Origin of the sequence: Brevibacterium sp. p3-SID960 (genome assembly GCF_025144725.1) — a bacterium.
Lineage (GTDB): Bacteria > Actinomycetota > Actinomycetes > Actinomycetales > Brevibacteriaceae > Brevibacterium.
Window position 1 is genome coordinate 1 of sequence record NZ_JALXKS010000013.1, and the last position, 15,715, is coordinate 15,715.

The 15,715-nt window shown below is 65.4% G+C and carries 17 protein-coding genes; 7 read left to right on the plus strand and 10 right to left on the minus strand.

The window, feature by feature from the left end; all coding sequences use genetic code 11:
• Positions 1–83 precede the first annotated feature (83 nt).
• The 7 genes from M3B11_RS05710 (at position 84) to M3B11_RS05740 (ending at position 5,504) form a co-directional block, all read left to right on the plus strand.
• On the plus strand, positions 84–338 hold the full coding sequence (locus tag M3B11_RS05710; RefSeq protein WP_165883619.1) for a DUF3263 domain-containing protein: 255 nt from the start codon (positions 84–86) through the stop codon (positions 336–338).
• A gap of 3 nt (positions 339–341) precedes the next feature.
• Positions 342–947, plus strand: a complete 606-nt coding sequence (locus M3B11_RS05715) for a LytR C-terminal domain-containing protein (protein WP_259875777.1) — start codon at positions 342–344, stop codon at positions 945–947.
• Between the two features lie 291 nt (positions 948–1,238).
• Positions 1,239–1,442 (plus strand): cold-shock protein, encoded by a 204-nt coding sequence (locus M3B11_RS05720; protein WP_175293903.1) that lies wholly within the window; start codon positions 1,239–1,241, stop codon positions 1,440–1,442.
• Between the two features lie 271 nt (positions 1,443–1,713).
• Positions 1,714–3,339: a chaperonin GroEL gene (gene groL, locus M3B11_RS05725; RefSeq protein ID WP_191726471.1), complete on the plus strand. Its 1,626-nt coding sequence runs from the start codon at positions 1,714–1,716 to the stop codon at positions 3,337–3,339.
• A 234-nt stretch (positions 3,340–3,573) separates the two neighbouring features.
• Positions 3,574–4,317, plus strand: a complete 744-nt coding sequence (locus M3B11_RS05730; protein ID WP_259875778.1) for a sulfite exporter TauE/SafE family protein — start codon at positions 3,574–3,576, stop codon at positions 4,315–4,317.
• Between the two features lie 110 nt (positions 4,318–4,427).
• Entirely contained in the window at positions 4,428–5,261 is an 834-nt protein-coding gene (locus M3B11_RS05735; RefSeq protein ID WP_259875779.1) for a hypothetical protein, read from the plus strand.
• Between the two features lie 3 nt (positions 5,262–5,264).
• A complete protein-coding gene (locus M3B11_RS05740) occupies positions 5,265–5,504 on the plus strand; it encodes an RNA-binding S4 domain-containing protein (protein WP_259875780.1) in 240 nt (79 codons plus the stop codon).
• 87 nt (positions 5,505–5,591) lie between these two features.
• On the opposite strand, the gene M3B11_RS05745 is transcribed toward M3B11_RS05740, so the two are convergent.
• The 10 genes from M3B11_RS05745 to M3B11_RS05795 all read right to left on the minus strand — a co-directional run bounded on the left by M3B11_RS05745 (position 5,592) and on the right by M3B11_RS05795 (position 15,646).
• Positions 5,592–6,191 carry a PspA-associated protein PspAB gene (locus M3B11_RS05745; protein ID WP_259875781.1) on the minus strand — a complete coding sequence of 200 codons (600 nt, stop codon included), beginning with the start codon at positions 6,189–6,191 and terminating at the stop codon, positions 5,592–5,594.
• Positions 6,192–6,238: 47 nt separating this feature from the next.
• Entirely contained in the window at positions 6,239–7,141 is a 903-nt protein-coding gene (gene htpX / locus M3B11_RS05750) for a zinc metalloprotease HtpX (RefSeq protein ID WP_259875782.1), read from the minus strand.
• 39 nt (positions 7,142–7,180) lie between these two features.
• Positions 7,181–7,483 carry a PspA-associated protein PspAA gene (locus M3B11_RS05755; protein WP_259875783.1) on the minus strand — a complete coding sequence of 101 codons (303 nt, stop codon included), beginning with the start codon at positions 7,481–7,483 and terminating at the stop codon, positions 7,181–7,183.
• 2 nt (positions 7,484–7,485) lie between these two features.
• Positions 7,486–8,283: a PspA/IM30 family protein gene (locus M3B11_RS05760; RefSeq protein WP_259875784.1), complete on the minus strand. Its 798-nt coding sequence runs from the start codon at positions 8,281–8,283 to the stop codon at positions 7,486–7,488.
• 239 nt (positions 8,284–8,522) lie between these two features.
• Positions 8,523–8,813: a WXG100 family type VII secretion target gene (locus tag M3B11_RS05765; protein ID WP_259875785.1), complete on the minus strand. Its 291-nt coding sequence runs from the start codon at positions 8,811–8,813 to the stop codon at positions 8,523–8,525.
• A 152-nt stretch (positions 8,814–8,965) separates the two neighbouring features.
• Positions 8,966–10,699: a trypsin-like peptidase domain-containing protein gene (locus M3B11_RS05770; protein ID WP_259875786.1), complete on the minus strand. Its 1,734-nt coding sequence runs from the start codon at positions 10,697–10,699 to the stop codon at positions 8,966–8,968.
• Complete coding sequence (locus M3B11_RS13300; RefSeq protein WP_396121538.1) at positions 10,683–12,479, minus strand: sensor histidine kinase; 1,797 nt, start codon at positions 12,477–12,479, stop codon at positions 10,683–10,685. The genes M3B11_RS05770 and M3B11_RS13300 overlap by 17 nt, the downstream gene beginning before the upstream one ends.
• A 45-nt stretch (positions 12,480–12,524) precedes the next feature.
• Complete coding sequence (locus tag M3B11_RS05785) at positions 12,525–13,286, minus strand: response regulator transcription factor (RefSeq protein WP_165883612.1); 762 nt, start codon at positions 13,284–13,286, stop codon at positions 12,525–12,527.
• 73 nt (positions 13,287–13,359) lie between these two features.
• Positions 13,360–15,018, minus strand: coding sequence for an FMN-binding glutamate synthase family protein (locus M3B11_RS05790; protein ID WP_259875787.1), 1,659 nt, complete (start codon positions 15,016–15,018; stop codon positions 13,360–13,362).
• Between the two features lie 76 nt (positions 15,019–15,094).
• Positions 15,095–15,646, minus strand: coding sequence for a CGNR zinc finger domain-containing protein (locus M3B11_RS05795; protein WP_259875788.1), 552 nt, complete (start codon positions 15,644–15,646; stop codon positions 15,095–15,097).
• Between the last annotated feature and the right edge of the window lie 69 nt (positions 15,647–15,715).

The following is a 15,715-nucleotide window of genomic DNA, read 5'->3' on the forward strand; positions in this document are numbered from 1 at the left end:
TTCTGCATGACCGGCACGCCCGCCTGAAGCACATGCGTGTCATTCTTCGCTAGACTGTGGCTATCCGACAGAAGGCAGGTGGCATGAGCGAGCAGGAGCTCACCGAACTCGAATCCCGTGTGCTGCGCTTCGAGCGCCAGTGGCACACCTACGGAGGCGCCAAGGACGGCGCGATCCGTCAGGAGTTCGACATGTCGGCCCCGGCCTATTTCCAGCTGCTCAACACTCTGCTCGACAGCCCCGCAGCCTATGCTGCCGATCCCATCCTCATCAAACGGCTGCGCCGCATCCGCGAGAGCCGTCACCAGCACCGCGCCCGCGCGCGCATGGCGAGGTAGCCGATGGCCAAGTACCCACGCGACGAATTCGACGACCTGCAGCCCACCGGCCGCAAGGGTGCCCATCGTCGAGGCGGACCGATCTCGCAGGGCGGAGCGATCGCTCTCATCGCTGTGCTCGCCGTTGCCGCACTGCTCGTCGTCTTCGGTGCCCTGAACATCATCCGCCAATCCGCCTCGAACCCCGAGGAGAATGTGGCAGAGTCGCCGACCGCCACTGAAGAGGCCGAACCGACCGAGGAGACCTCCGAGCCGACCGTCGACGTCGTCGACAAGACCGCCGAGGTCCACGTCCTCAACGGATCCGGAGTCACCGGTGCGGCCGCGAAGTTCCGCGAGCACCTCGAATCCAGCGGTTGGAACGTCACGAGCGTCGGCAACCATTCGACGAACGAGTCCTCCTCTGTGGTGTACTACTCCGATGACGAGTACGAGATCCAGGCTGGCGCCCTGGCCGCTGAGCTCGGTGTCGAGACCGTTGAGAAGTCAGCCGAATTCCCCGGCCAGGTGACTCTGCTCATCACCTCCGATATCGCTGATGACGATCTCGACAGCCTCGGCGGAGACGGCGGTTCGACGGAGGGCGCCACCGGGGGCACCGGCAACTGAGAGCTGGTACCGGCAACTGAGAGCTGGCCCCGGTGAGTGGGGGGCTCTCATTGCGCATGCGGTCCGAAACGTATGACGCTGCTGCGGTGTTTGCAGACAACGCCACCTGTGGCATAGGCTGTCGGCAATGTATGAGATACAAGGAAACTTGCCGTAACCGACAGTCTTCCGGGCATACAGTGAACCGCGTCGATCGCGCTGCTGTCGCACTGTGGCAGTCGCGTGCCCGGCTCGAACAACGGAGCTCCTTCGATAGGTGCCCCGCTGCAGTACGCATGATATGGAGTAGAAATGACGCAAGGCACGGTCAAGTGGTTTAACGCTGAGAAGGGCTACGGCTTCATCACCGTGGAAGGCGGAGACGAGGACGTCTTCGTTCATTGGACCGCGATCGAAATGGACGGGTACCGCTCGCTTGAAGAGGGCCAGCAGGTCCAATTCACGGTTGGCGAAGGCGGCAAGGGCCCGCAGGCAGAATCGGTCACGGTGCTCTGAGCACTGTCGACCGGCGTTGCCCGCCGATCACCTGAAGAGCCGGGTTGCCCCCGGCTCTTCTCATGTCCGGACTCCCTGTGCCTGCACCGTTCCCGAGGTGTGGGTGCAGTTTTGCACTCTCGACCTGAGAGTGCTAAATCTAGTACTGGTAAATCTCGGCCCCGAGAAGTGAGACAGGCTGCTGTGGAAGGGAATCAGCAGAACCGGCTCTGCCGTCGCGGGCGCTCAGGACCGGGAAGACATGCCACTCCGTTCAGGGAGGACCAGCCATATGGCAAAGCTCATCTCATTCGATGAAGATGCACGCCGCGGACTCGAAACCGGACTCAACACCCTGGCCGATGCGGTCAAGGTGACGCTGGGACCGCGCGGCCGCAACGTCGTGCTCGAAAAGAAGTGGGGCGCACCGACCATCACCAATGACGGTGTCTCCATCGCCAAGGAGATCGAACTCGAGGATCCATACGAGAAGATCGGCGCCGAGCTCGTCAAGGAAGTCGCGAAGAAGACTGACGATGTCGCCGGCGACGGCACCACCACCGCCACCGTCCTGGCCCAGGCTCTCGTCCGCGAGGGACTGCGCAACGTGGCTGCCGGTGCTGACCCGCTCAGCCTCAAGCGCGGTATCGAGAAGGCTGTTGCAGCCGTCTCCGACGTGCTGCTCGAGACCGCTAAGGACGTTGAGACCAAGGAGCAGATCGCTGCAACCGCAGGCATCTCGGCAGGCGACCCGGCCATCGGCGAGCTCATCGCCGAGGCGATCGATAAGGTCGGCAAGGAAGGCGTCGTCACCGTCGAGGAGTCGAACACCTTCGGCCTGGAGCTCGAGCTCACCGAGGGCATGCGCTTCGACAAGGGCTACATCTCCGGGTACTTCGTCACCGACGCTGAGCGTCAGGAGACGGTGCTGGAGGATCCCTACATCCTCATCGTCAACTCGAAGATCTCGAACGTCAAGGATCTGCTGCCGGTGCTGGAGAAGATCCAGCAGTCGGGCAAGCCGCTGCTCATCATCGCCGAGGACGTCGAGGGCGAAGCCCTCGCTGTGCTCGTGGTGAATAAGATCCGCGGCACTTTCAAGTCCGTGGCCGTCAAGGCACCGGGCTTCGGCGACCGCCGCAAGGCGCAGCTGGCCGACATCGCCATCCTCACCGGTGGCCAGGTCATCGCCGAAGAGGTCGGCCTCAAGCTGGAAAACGCCACCCTCGACCTGCTGGGCACCGCCCGGAAGGTCGTTGTCACCAAGGACGAGACCACCATCGTCGAAGGTGCCGGTGACGCCGACGAGATCCAGGGCCGTGTGCAGCAGATCCGCACGGAGATCGAGAACTCCGATTCGGACTACGACCGCGAGAAGCTGCAGGAGCGCCTGGCCAAGCTGGCCGGCGGTGTGGCAGTCATCAAGGCCGGAGCTGCGACCGAGGTCGAGCTCAAGGAGCGCAAGCACCGCATCGAGGATGCTGTGCGCAACGCCAAGGCCGCAGTCGACGAGGGCATCGTCGCCGGTGGCGGCGTGGCACTCATCCAGGCCGGCAAGACCGCATTCGAGAAGCTGCAGCTCGACGGAGACGAAGCCACCGGTGCTGCGATCGTCAAGGTCGCCATCGACGCTCCGCTCAAGCAGATTGCCACGAACGCCGGCCTCGAGCCCGGTGTGGTGGCCGAGAAGGTCCGCAACCTCGAACCGGGACACGGCCTCAACGCCGCCACCGGTGAGTACGAGGATCTCATGGCTGCCGGCATCAACGACCCGGTCAAGGTGACCCGCTCTGCACTGCAGAACGCCGCCTCGATCGCCGGTCTGTTCCTCACCACTGAGGCTGTCATCGCCGACAAGCCGGAGAAGGCTCCGGCGATGCCCGGTGGCGAACCGGACATGGGCGGCATGGGCTTCTGAGCTGCTGAGAACTGAACGGCCGGCCGCGTAGCCGACACGTCAGAACTCGGCCTGGCGGGGTGGAAGAGTCCGACTCTTCCACCCCGCCTGCTGTCATTCACCCCGCCGCTGTGAGCGCCCTGATCCGCAGCGCACCGCATGCTGCTTCGGTCGCATCGGACCGCATCGGACCGTATCCCAGCGGTCGTCGCACGTCCCGGTGCTGCGCTGAGGAAGCGCTAAGCTGAGTTCATCATGCCCGTCATCACCTTCATCCTGCTCGCCGTCTTCATCGGCGCACTGTCCCAGCGTGTGACGGGGATGGGATTCGCCCTCGTCTCCGGTCCGTTCCTCGTGCTGCTGCTCGACCCGTTGTCCGGGGTCGTGCTCGTCAACATCGTCGGCTTCATCTCCTGCGCGATCGTCTTCGCCCGCACCTGGCGCGAGGTGCATTGGAAGGCGTTGAAGATCCTCGCCGTGTCCTCGGTCATCGCCACCATTCCCGGTGCGTGGCTGGCGTCCGTCATGCCGACCGCTCCGCTGCAGACTCTCATCGGTGCGATCGTCGTCGTCGCGCTGGCCACCTCGATCGTCATCGGCCGCGTCGGCAAAGTCCTTCCGGTCACGCCGGTCGGCATCGCCACCTCCGGCCTGGCCGCCGGCCTCATGAACGCCGCCGCCGGTGTCGGCGGGCCGGCCTTCAGCACCTACGCGGTCCTCACCCGCTGGGAGCAGCGCAGCTTCGCTGCCACGATGCAGCCGCTGCTGGCCATCGCCTCGGTGATGTCGATCATCGCCAAGGTCACATTCGATCGCAACGCGATTCCGCACCTCGGGCTCAGTCAGTGGCTCATGGTCCTCGCCGCACTGGGCGCCGGTCAGATCATCGGCGAGCTGACCGCCGAGCGCATCCCGGTTAGAGTCGCGCGTATCGGTATGATCACCATCGCACTGGCCGGCGGTGCTGCCACCCTCATCAAGGGGCTGGCGGGCCTGTGAGCTGATCCCGGGGCGCCGTACTCACGCCTGCTCCTCAGAGTGCACTAAGGTTCGCCGGTGATAATGGGGCAGTCAGATGCACTCGTGATGGAAGAAGGATCGGACGGGGCATGGGATACGTCTTTCTCGGTTTGCTCATCATCGTCGGCTCACTTATGTTCTTCGGCTCCCGGCGCCAGAAGCTCCGCGAGCAGGAGGAGCAGGCAGAGGAGCTCAGCTTCGTCACCCAGTCGGCAGCCGAGGACGTCACGTCTTTCGGAGAGGAAGTCGCTGATCTCGACATCGTCACCTCCGGCGCTGACCTCGACGAGGGCGGCCGCCAGGACTACCAGCGCGCACTCGACGCCTACGACACCGCCAAGGAAACCCTTGATCGCGTGCAGAAGCCCGAGGACATCCGGCACGTGACCGAAGCGCTTGAAGACGGCCGCTACGCCGCCAAGTGCGTCCGCGCCCGCGTCAACGGCGAGCCGCTCCCGACCCGCCGCCCGCCGTGCTTCTTCAACCCGCAGCACGGCCCCTCGGCTGAGGAGATCGACTGGGCTCCCGTCGGCGGCCAGCCGCGTCCGGTGCCTGTGTGCGCCGCCGACGCTGAGCGCATTGCCGTCGGTGCTGAACCGGCCGTGCGCAAGGTTGCCACTGCTGACGGGCTGGGCCGCCGCGCCTACTGGGAGGCCGGCCCGAGCTACGCCGAATACAACCGCGGCTACTTCAACTCCTACGCTGGCTCCGGTCTGCTGCCCGGTGTCCTGATGGGCGCGATGCTCTTCAACGGTTTCGGCCACGGCTGGGACGGCTCCTATGCTGACGGCTTCAACGACGGAATGAATGCTGACGCCAGCGGGATGGACGGCGGCGATGCCGGCGGCTTCGACGGTGGTGGCTTCGATGGTGGCGGCCTCGGCGACGGGGGCGGGTTCGGCGACTTCTTCGGCGGATTCTGATCCGTGGAGACGATCGAGATCCGCTCAGGCGATATCCGCCTCGGTCAGCTGCTCAAACTCCACGGCGTTGCCGAGCACGGGGTCATGGCCAAGGACATGATCGCTGCCGGTGATGTCCTCGTCAATGGCGAAGTCAATACGCGTCGCAGCGCCAAGATCGTCACCGGCGACGTCGTCGCCGTGCCCGCTGCCGGCGTCGAGTTCACCGTCGTCCAAGCACTGGAGCCACCAATCGTCAGCTGACCGTCCGGTAGCGTCGGCGTCCGGTTCCTGATGCTGCGTGCAGACTCAAAGAACGTCGAGTCTACACGGACTGCACTCGGGCCCTCATCAGCGGGGCAGCTCTGGACCAGCCATCCGGTCCATGCCCGGGGCATCCCACAGCGGCGACCACTTCGTCAGATCCTCCTCAAGTGGAACCTCGCCCTCGAGCAGACCTTTGAGTTGGATTTCCAGGGCGTTGTCCCGCCGATGCTGACCGACCTGTACGAAGGGGTAGAAGGTGCCGCGCTTGTACAGGTAGACGATCGCGGCCCCACGTCCCTCAGCGTCACGGAAATACAGCGCGGTGCACAGCAGCATCGTGTCGAAGCCCTGGTTGACCAACGCTGAGTTGATCGCGTGCATGTTCGTCGCCAGATTCGAGATGTTCGCCTGGGCGTCGCTGATGACCTGCCAGGTGAAGCCGTAACCGTCGTTGACCTGCTCGACGTCGCAGTCGGGATCCTTGGCGATGAGCTCACGGCTTTCCTGCTCAGCTTCGGCAAAGGCGCGGCCTTCGACTTCGCGAAAGCAAACGGCACCGACGCCGGTGGGCGCGAATGTCGAGGACGACTGCAGGGTCAGCGACACATTCGGCAGCGCGAACAGATCATCGAGGTTGGCTCGCTTCGGCTTGCTGCGGCCCAGAATCGCATCGAGGAGTCCCATGGTCTCAGTTTACGAGTCCAGGCCCAGGTGCGGAACCAGCGGTGAGGTCATGACGGCTGGGAGAGCTGGCCGGAGATCTTGTTCAGCTGCTCCAGGCGCTTCTCGAGGGTCGGATGGGTGGAGAACCACTGGCGGACGTCGCGGCCGTTGATGGCCGGGACGAGTGCGAGGTGATTGGCGCTAGCGGTCTTGCGCAGATCCTGCGAGGGGATCTGCGTCATCTGACCGCTGATCTTCACCAGAGCCGAGGCGAGTGTTGATGGCTGGCCGGTGAGGATCGCGGCAGCACGGTCAGCGGCCAGCTCCCGGTAGCGGGAGAGCACTCGGATGAGCACGAAACTGAGTGCGTAGACGACAGCACCGACGATCATCATCGCCAGCATCACCGGCAGACCGTTGTTGTTGCGGCTGCGCCCGCCGGTGTAGAAGCCTGCGCGAACCATGAGCGAGGCGACGACGCCGGTAACACCGGCAACCGTCATGACGGTGACATCGCGGTGGGCGACGTGGGAGAGCTCATGCGCCAGGACGAGCTCGACTTCCTTGGGCTCGAGGGTGTCGAGAAGGCCGCGGGTGACGCAGACGACCGAGTGCTTCGGCGACCGGCCGGTGGCAAAGGCATTGGGCACAGGCGAATCGGAGTACGCCACCCGCGGTTTGACGGTGTCCGACAGCTGGCACAGCCGATCGACGATGACATGCAGTTCGGGTGCCTGTTCGGGTGTGACGACCCGGGCGCCCATCGCTTTCAACGCAATCGAGTCGGAGAAGTACCACTGGAAGAAGAAGGCGCCAGCGCTGACGATCACCGCGATGACGACTCCACCGGGGCTGCGACCCAGGATGTACCAGATCGCCACCATGAGCAGCACGAAGATGAGGCCATTGAGGAACATGGCCGTGCTCATCCGGAATGTCAGCCCGTGGTCTTTGACGAAACGGTTCTTCATAGTCTCCTGCCTTGTTGCTGTGCCGACGGCTGGTCCTGCTCAGCCCTGAGGGCCGAGGGAGTCCAGGTCTGGGATCAGGCCAGAACCGTCGACCAACTGTCGGATGTCGTCGATGCTCGCATCAGCGAACGGGACGACGATGTCGGAGGTGCCGAGGAAGTCATCTGCCACGGGAGTGCCGTGGGAGAGGATGTACGAGCGCAGGTCGTGGAGCGCGGCGCTCGTCTGCTCCTCATCTCCGGACTGAACGGCCTGCTCGACCTTGTCGTCGTAAGCCTGGAGGGCATCTTGTTCGACATCGGCGACGTCGTACTGGCCTTCGCCCATGATGCGCACGATCATGATCAGCCCTCCTGCCGGGGATTCTCAGCCGGGGCCTGCGAGTCGGCGGTCTCTGCGTCGACAGGGGCCTCGCGGGTGATTTCCGGACGGTTCGAATGGCCGCTGGGCAGCCCCTCGCGCAGACGGGCGAGTTCCATTTCGACATCGCTGTCACTGGAGAGCGCGTTGAGCTGGGCGTCGATGTCGTCGTGCGGGGCGCCGGTCGGATCGTCAAGTGCACCGGAAGCCAGCAGCTCATCCATTGCGCCGGCGCGAGCCTGCAGCTGCGCGGTTTTGTCCTCGGCGCGCTGGATCGCCAGACCGACATCGCCGAACTCCTCAGAGATTCCCGAGTATGCCTCGCTGATCTTGGTCTGCGCTTCTGCTGCGTTGTAGTTGGCCTTGAGGGTCTCCTTGCGGGTGCGGAAGGAGTCGACCTTGGCCTGCAGGCGCTGCGAGGCCGTCGTGAGCTTCTGCTCTTCGGCCTGCAGATTCTGGTGCTGGGTCTGCAGGTCGCCGATCTGCTGCTGCAGACCGGACTTGCGGGTCAGCGCCTCACGCGCGAGATCCTCGCGACCGACTTCCAGGGCCTTCTGCGCCTGGGACTGCAGCTTGTCCTGCTGCTTCTCCAGCTGACCGATCTGCAGTTCGAGCCGCTTGCGGCTCGTGGCCACATCGGCGACCCCGCGGCGCACCTTCTGCAGCAGCTCGAGCTGCTTTTGGTACGAGTAGTCCAGTGTCTCGTTGGGGTTCTCGGCTTTGTCCAGGGCGGAGTTGGCCTTGGCGCCGAAGATCATCTTGATGCGTTTGAAAATGCCCATCCCGGGGAGTCTCCTTCGAGCTCAAGCTCAGTTCTGCGTTCCCCCTCACTCTACTGCGTGAAAGTGGAAAAAGCTTGAGTCGGATCGGCCTGAATGCCAAGCCCTGGGCGGGTTCTGCGGCCCGGGATGGTGCTGCGCCGCCGGTGCGCTGCAGCCGGAACCATCCGCCGGGTCATCCCGGTCTCCTCCAGCTGCCTGTCGGCTCCAGCTGCCTGTCGGCGCACCGGCGGCGCGCACTGTCAGCGCGAGAACCGCCTGCGGTTGGCCTCCTCCACCTCTGAGTACTGCACCCCGGCAGCTGAGAGAGCGTCGCGGATGCTCTCGATGCTCTCCTGCACCTGCCGCTGCACGACCTCCCATTCGCCGGCCAGCTGCTGGAAGCTCTCAGCGGCACCGCCGCGCCACGAGTTCTCCAGATTGCGCAGGTGGCTCATGAGGCTGGCCGCCTGATCGTGCAGGACCGTGCATGATTCCCTTGTCCGCGTGACAGTGGCTTCGATCTCCTGGGCATCGACCTGGATGACAGCCATCTCCGGCTCCTTTCGTGTGGGGAGAATTGCTGTCCTCCATTGGACGGCAGAGCATCGCCGGCCACCAGACGAAGCCGGCCAGGTGTGGACAGCGGCGCGTGTCCACACCCGACCGTGCGCCGTGTCAGCTGCCGTTCACAGCAGACCGCCTGTCATTTCGCCAGCAGCGTCGTGTCGATCTCCTCCTCCTGTCCGCCGCGCACCACGGTGATCTTGACTGTCTGGCCCACCGCATGGGAGCGGATGAGTGCCTGCAGTGCGACCGCGTTGTTCACCTGGGTGCCGTCGACAGCGGTGATCTCGTCATCGGCCTGGATCCCGGCCTGCTCGGCAGCCGAACCGCCCTGCACCTCGGTGACCTTCGCGGCACCTCGTGCGATCCCGTTGTGATCGACCTGCGAGTCCTGCACCGCCACACCGAGCGCGGCGTGCTCGGCCTTGCCGTTCTGGATGAGCTGGTCGGCGATGTTCTTGGCCTGGGCAACCGGGATGGCGAACCCGATGCCGATCGAACCTGACTGCCCGCTCTGCTGGGAATCGCGCAGTGTCGCTGCCGATGAGTTGACTCCGATGAGCTTGCCGTTGCCGTCGACGAGCGGACCACCGGAGTTGCCCGGGTTGATCGCGGCATCAGTCTGGATGGCGTTGGTGATGGTCAGAGCTCCCTGCGGGTCCTCGGCGTCCTCACCGATGTTCTCCGTGGTCACCGGCCGGTTGAGGGCGGAGACGATGCCGGTGGTGACGGTGTCGGCCAGGCCGAGCGGATTGCCCAGTGCCATGACCGGGTCGCCGACGCGCAGCTGGCTGTCGTCGCCGAGCGGCAGCGGGGTCAGGTCTTCGGGGCTCTGCCTAAGCTTGAGCACGGCGATGTCGGTCTCGGGGTCGCGTCCGGCGATGTCCGCTTCGACGGTGTCGCCGTTGTTGAAGACGACGTTGACCTGGCCGCCGGGCGTATCGGCTGCGGCGATGACGTGGTTGTTCGTCACGATGTGGCCGGCGGTGTCGTAGACGAAGCCCGAGCCCAGTCCGCGCACCTCACCGTTGACACCGACCCGGATCGCAGCGACCGACTTCGAGGCGGTGTCGGCGATCGCCGCCCAATCGGGGGTTTCCTGCGTGCGCTGCGGGGTGTTCTGCGGATCGGTCTGGGACTCCTGCTCGCCGAGAGCCTGCATCCCGTACACGGTGCCGGCACCCAGTGCACCGCCGAGCAGCACCGCGAGCAGTGTGAACAGAGTCAGTGCACCCCAGCCGGGACCGCGTCGCTTCCGGCGAGACGGGGCGGAATGAGGGTCGCCGTTAAGAGGGCCGCCAGCGTGGGAACCGCCGGTAAGAGGGCCGCCAGCCTGGGAACCGCCAGGAGGCGGGGTCTGCTCACCACCGGAGCCGTAGCTCGGCGCGCCAGCGCCCATCGCGCGGCCTGCGGCCGTCCACCCGCTGGCCGTGTCCCCACCGGCTCCAGCACCAAGCTCGGTTCCGAGACCTGACCCGGACCCGGCTGAGTGCCCGGCGCTGCGGTCGGGTCCGGCGCTGCCGGATCCTGACCCGGCCGGACCGCCCGGTCGCGGGCCGGACTGGTATGCCTGCGGTGCGCTCGCCGGTGGCTGCGGGAATGTGCGCGGGGGCTGGCTGGGCTGCGGTCCGCCAGCCGGCGGGAAGGGCCGACCGACCGGCGTGCCGCTAGCATCAGCGCCATGGCCCGGATCGTGTCCGGGAGCGGGCTGCCGGCCCGGCTGGGAGCCGTAGGCCGCCGTCGGCCAGGCGGGACGCAGAGGATCGTCGCTGGTGGGGAAGGTCCGCCGGGTCTGCTGGGAGTGGCGGCCGGGCTGCACCGGTCCGGCGGGGCGCTCGTAGCCGTCGGCAGGGTGCTCAGGCGTGTGGCTCATCAGTGTCCTTTCCTTGCGCTTCGGACGCAGCGGGGGTGTCGAGTGGAATCGGCAGGTCGACGCGGAAGGTCGCGCCACCGCCGGGAGTGGGGTGCACGGTGATCCGGCCCTGGTGGGATTCGACGATCGCCTTGACGATCGACAGGCCCAGGCCGGAACCTCCGGTGTCACGGTTGCGGGAGGCATCGAGGCGGTAGAACCGCTCGAAAATGCGCGGGACGTCCTCCGCGTCGATTCCGTCGCCGTGATCGCGGACCTCGAAGCGCACCCGGCCGGCGGGGAACCCGGCGAGCTTCTCGCTCACGCTCACACCCCCGGCTGCGGAGACGTCTGGGACGATTGTCTGCGCCGTGCCCGAGGCGGCGGTTCCGGTCTCGGAGGCAGCGGCGCTGCCGGTGGCCGGTCTGGTCTTGGGGTCGGTTCTGTCGGTCTTGTCGCGTTTGAAGATCCGCACCGGGCCGGTGACGAAACCAGGCGCCTTGGGCTTCGGATCCACCGCCTCGGGAGCGGGAGGCTCGGCGGGCACGCCGACGACGCCGACGGCGAACTCGATCGCCGTCTGCGGTGGGGTGTGGCGCACGGCATTGCCGGCGAGGTTGACGATGACCTGGCGCAGCTTGGCCTCTGAGCCGTAGATGACCGGGATGTTCTCATCAGCGTCGCCGCCGTCGAGGCCGATGAAGCTGATGTCGCGATCCGGGTCCTGGGCGGCGGCGTCGGCGGCGGCGTCGCGGACGATCGCGCAGATGTTGACCGGGCCGAGCTCTGCCTCACGGCGTTCATCGAGGCGGGCGAGGACGACGAGGTCTTCGACGAGCACGCCCATCCGCTTGGCCTCGGCTTCGATGCGGTCCATCGCCTGGCCGATGTGCTCAGGGTCCTTGAGTGCGCCCTGCCGGTAGAGCTCGGCATAACCGCGGATCGTCACAAGCGGGGTGCGCAGCTCATGGGAGGCATCCGACACGAACTGGCGGATGCGCTTCTCTGAACGCGTCTGGCCGTCGAAGGAGTCCTCGATGCGGCCGAGCATGGTGTTGAGCGCTGCTGAGAGTCGGCCGAGCTCAGTGTTGCGGGGATACTTCGACACACGCTGAGAGAGGTCGCCGGCGGCGATTCGCGAGGCGGTCTCCTCGATGTTCTTCAGCGGCCGGAAGGTGTTGGTGATCGCGAAGTAGCCGACGCCTGCCACCAGTGCCAGGGCGAGCAGGCCGATGCCGACCATGGTGTTGCGGGCTCGTTCGCTGATGCCGTCGACGTCCTTGTCAAAGGGCACGGCGACGGCGACGAGCCACGGGGTTCCTTCGACTTGGAGCGCGAGCGCCCGCCAATGCGAGGAGGTGCCCTCGACGGTGAACGGGTGGCCAGCGCGTTCGCTGACGAGTGACTGATTGATAGCGGGCAGGTACGGCACATTCGTCGGGTCCGGAGCGACCGGCTCGAAGGCGGTATTGCCGTCGTTCGAGTAGAACTGCACGTAATAGGAGCCGGGCAGCAGATTGCGCAGCGACTCCTCCTGCGGATTCGACTGCACCTGATCCCCGCCCTGCAGAGGTGCGGGTAGGAACACCTGCTCAGCGGCCTGAATCGCCAGGGCATCCGAGGCGCTGATGAGCCGCTCATCGGTGCGCTCGATGAGGCTGGCGCGGAGGTTCTCGAGCACCCATGCGCTCGTGCCGGTGAGCACGAGCAGCATGAGCGTCATCATAATCGTCAGCAGCTTGGTGGTCAGCGACCATTCTTCCCAGAGGACGGTCTGCTTGCTCTTGCGGTGACGATTCACAGGCGTGACGATTCTCAGCTCGATAGGGGATCAGGTGTCAGATGCTCACTTGGTCTCGGGTGTGCGCAGCATGTAGCCCACGCCGCGCTTCGTCTGGATCATCGGGCGCCATTCGGCCTGCACCGGGTTGCCGGCTTCATCGGTTTCCGGGGCGGTGTCGATCTTGCGGCGCAGGTAGGAGATGTAGGACTCGACGATGCCGGTGTCGCCGCCGAAGTCGTACTCCCACACGTGGTCGAGGATCTGCGACTTCGACAGCACGCGGTTGGCGTTGAGCATGAGGTAGCGCAACAGCTTGAACTCGGTGGGCGAGAGGTCGACGAGGATCCCGCCGCGGCGCACTTCATGGGTGTCGTCGTCGAGCTCGAGGTCGCCGACCTGCACGACTGCGCCCTCGTCCTCTTCGAGGCTGTGGGTGCGGCGCAGCACCGCGCGGATGCGGGCAACGACTTCTTCGAGGCTGAAGGGCTTGGTGACGTAGTCATCGCCACCGACGGTCAGGCCGGTGATCTTGTCGGAGGTGTCGTCACGGGCGGTGAGGAAGACGACCGGGATGTGCCGGCCGGTCTGGCGCAGCCGGCGGGTGACGGTGAAGCCGTCCATGTCCGGGAGCATGACGTCGAGGACGAGCAGGTCGGGTTCGCTCTGCTCGGCCAGGCGCAGGGCCTCAGCGCCGTTGCCAGCGGAGATGACGTCGAAGCCGGCGAAGCGCAGGCTGGTGGAGAGGAGTTCGCGGATATTGGGCTCATCATCGACGACCAGCAGGGTGGCCTCAATGTCTTCGTGTTCGAGATGTCCTGAAGTCATGGCCCCATCCTGGCACATGAGTCTGGAAGTTTTCTGGACTCTAGCTGGATGCAAATGTGGTGTGCATCACATATCAACCGACCGGTTTGTCATCGGTTTCGACGTCGGGGTGGACGGTCTCGCCCTCGCCTTCCTCCTGATGGACCCAGTTGGGTCCGAAGAAGTCAGCAGTGGCCTCGTTCCAGTCCTCCAGCCACCCGCGCGGCGGAGCTTTGAGCAGCTCGCCTTCCTCCATCCAGTTGAAGACGTGCGCGTAGGACATCACCTCGGTCTGCGAGACGCGCTTGCGCAGCATCTTCGGCGAGAGCTGGTCCGGTCGGGCGACGCCGAGAGTCGAGAGCATCTGCTTGGCTTCATCGACGGTGGCCTTGTGGTAGTTGTGGACGGCTACGGACTTCGAGGGCACGTGCAGCGAGCGGGCGAGTTTGGGATCCTGCGTGGCGACGCCGGTGGGGCAGTGGTTGGTGTGGCAGCGCTGTGCTTGGATGCAGCCGACTGCCATCATCATCGGCCGGGCTGCCAGGCAGAAGTCCGCGCCCTGGATGAGTCGGCGGACGATGTCGTTGCCTGAGGCGATCTTGCCCGCCACCCCGAGCTTGATGTGTTTGCGCAGCCCAACGCCCACGAGCGCGTTGTGCACAACGTGCAGGCCCTCGGTCAGCGGGGTGCCCATGTGGTCTTCGTATTCCAAGGGCGCGGCGCCGGTGCCGCCCTCGGCGCCGTCGATGACGATGAAGTCGGGCAGAATGCCGGTCTCGAGCATCGCCTTGCACATGCCGAGCACGTCACGGCGCATACCGACGCACAGTTTGAAACCGATCGGTTTGCCCCCGGAGAGTTCGCGCAGCTGGGAAATGAATTCCATGAGCTCGCGAGGGGTCTGGAATGCCGAATGGGCAGGCGGGGAGATGCAGTCCTCATCGAGCGGGACGCCGCGGGCCTCAGCGATCTCCGGGGTGATCTTCTCCGCCGGCAGCACACCGCCCAGACCGGGCTTTGCGCCCTGGGAGAGCTTGATCGAGATCGCCTTGACATGCGGGTGGCGGGACTTTTCCTCGAACTGCTCGGGATTGAAGTTGCCCTCGGCATCACGGCAGCCGAAGTACCCGGACCCGAACTCCCAGATCAGATCGGCGCCGCTTTCGAGGTGGTACTTCGTCAGGCCGCCCTCTCCGGTCTCCTGGGCGAAACCGCCGCGGGCTGCTCCCTGGCTCATCGCCATGACGGCGTTCTTCGACAGGGAGCCGAAGCTCATCGAGGAGATGTTGAACAGCGAGGAGTCGTACGGCTGGCTGCACTGCGGTCCGCCGATGCGCACCCGGTGCTCACCTTCGGGGATCGGGCCGGGCTGTGCAGCATGGATGAGATACTCGTAGCCCGGTGCACGCACCTCGAGCTCGGTGCCGAAGGACTTGACCGAATGCGTGCCGTTGGCACGCTCATAGATGAGGTCGCGGACATCGCGGTCGAACGGCTTGCCGTCATAGTTGCGCTCGACGAAGTACTGCTGGACCATCGGGCGGATGGTCTCCATCATGTACCGGCCGTGGCCGATGACCGGGAAGTTGCGCAGCACCGCGTATCGGTGCTGCACGACGTCGTAGACGGCCACGAGCAGAAGGATGCCGGCCGCTAAGACGAGGATCCACCACCACGGGCTGAATGCCAGCGCCAGCGCCGCACCGACCGCCATGACGAAGAGTATGCCGATGAAGATACCGATCGCGATCATATTCTTTAGCCTACGACCAAAGCCGAGCTGCCTGAGGGAGGAACGTGCCCTGCTTTTCGCGCTGTCGGCGCACAGTTCAGGCCGGTTGCTCCTCCTGTCGCTTGCGGTAAGCGGCCACGTGGGTGCGGTTGGCGCAGTTGCCGGTGTCGCAGAAGCGCTTCGAGCGGTTGCGGGAGAAGTCGACGAACACGGCGTTGCAGTCCTCGGCCGCACACACCTGCAGGCGGGAGAGTTCGTGTTCGCGGATGAGGTCGATGAGCGCGAAGGCGATGTCGATGGCAAAGCGGTCCGGCAGCGGCGCGGTCTGGGCGGTGCCGTGCAGGTGCCAGTCCCAGCCGTCATGGCGCACGAGCTGGGGGAGGGCATTGCAGCGCAGCAGTGTCGAGTTCACCGCTGCGACCACGTCCTCGATCGCATCAGAGTCGAAGACGGTCTCGAAGTCCTCCCGCACCGCGCGGGTCAGGTCGACGTCGGCGCTCGTCGCCGCGATCGGGGCCGAGAAGTCGTGCCGACGGGCGAATTCCTCGATGTTTCCGGCGTCGGCCAGCAGCTCCTGGTCGTTGCGCCCGGAGTTGATGAGGTCGACGAGCATGAGCAGAACGGAGCGGTTTTCATCGGTGAGAGACATGCTGGCCACAGTGTAGCGAATGCGCTCTGTGAGCAAGCTCACGCGAATTCTATCTCGTCATGACCATCA

Excerpts from the sequence above, each read along its gene's own strand:
- M3B11_RS05720 (WP_175293903.1), top strand. The coding sequence starts at position 1,239 with ATGACGCAAGGCACGGTCAAGTGGTTTAACGCTGAGAAGGGCTACGGC.
- M3B11_RS05715 (WP_259875777.1), top strand. The coding sequence starts at position 342 with ATGGCCAAGTACCCACGCGACGAATTCGACGACCTGCAGCCCACCGGC.
- M3B11_RS05790 (WP_259875787.1), bottom strand. The coding sequence starts at position 15,018 with ATGATCGCGATCGGTATCTTCATCGGCATACTCTTCGTCATGGCGGTC.
- M3B11_RS05765 (WP_259875785.1), bottom strand. The coding sequence starts at position 8,813 with ATGGCTGTCATCCAGGTCGATGCCCAGGAGATCGAAGCCACTGTCACG.
- M3B11_RS05710 (WP_165883619.1), top strand. The coding sequence starts at position 84 with ATGAGCGAGCAGGAGCTCACCGAACTCGAATCCCGTGTGCTGCGCTTC.
- M3B11_RS05785 (WP_165883612.1), bottom strand. The coding sequence starts at position 13,286 with ATGACTTCAGGACATCTCGAACACGAAGACATTGAGGCCACCCTGCTG.
- M3B11_RS05735 (WP_259875779.1), top strand. The coding sequence starts at position 4,428 with ATGGGATACGTCTTTCTCGGTTTGCTCATCATCGTCGGCTCACTTATG.
- M3B11_RS05770 (WP_259875786.1), bottom strand. The coding sequence starts at position 10,699 with ATGAGCCACACGCCTGAGCACCCTGCCGACGGCTACGAGCGCCCCGCC.
- M3B11_RS05745 (WP_259875781.1), bottom strand. The coding sequence starts at position 6,191 with ATGGGACTCCTCGATGCGATTCTGGGCCGCAGCAAGCCGAAGCGAGCC.
- htpX (WP_259875782.1), bottom strand. The coding sequence starts at position 7,141 with ATGAAGAACCGTTTCGTCAAAGACCACGGGCTGACATTCCGGATGAGC.
- M3B11_RS05760 (WP_259875784.1), bottom strand. The coding sequence starts at position 8,283 with ATGGGCATTTTCAAACGCATCAAGATGATCTTCGGCGCCAAGGCCAAC.
- M3B11_RS05795 (WP_259875788.1), bottom strand. The coding sequence starts at position 15,646 with ATGTCTCTCACCGATGAAAACCGCTCCGTTCTGCTCATGCTCGTCGAC.
- M3B11_RS05730 (WP_259875778.1), top strand. The coding sequence starts at position 3,574 with ATGCCCGTCATCACCTTCATCCTGCTCGCCGTCTTCATCGGCGCACTG.
- groL (WP_191726471.1), top strand. The coding sequence starts at position 1,714 with ATGGCAAAGCTCATCTCATTCGATGAAGATGCACGCCGCGGACTCGAA.
- M3B11_RS05755 (WP_259875783.1), bottom strand. The coding sequence starts at position 7,483 with ATGATCGTGCGCATCATGGGCGAAGGCCAGTACGACGTCGCCGATGTC.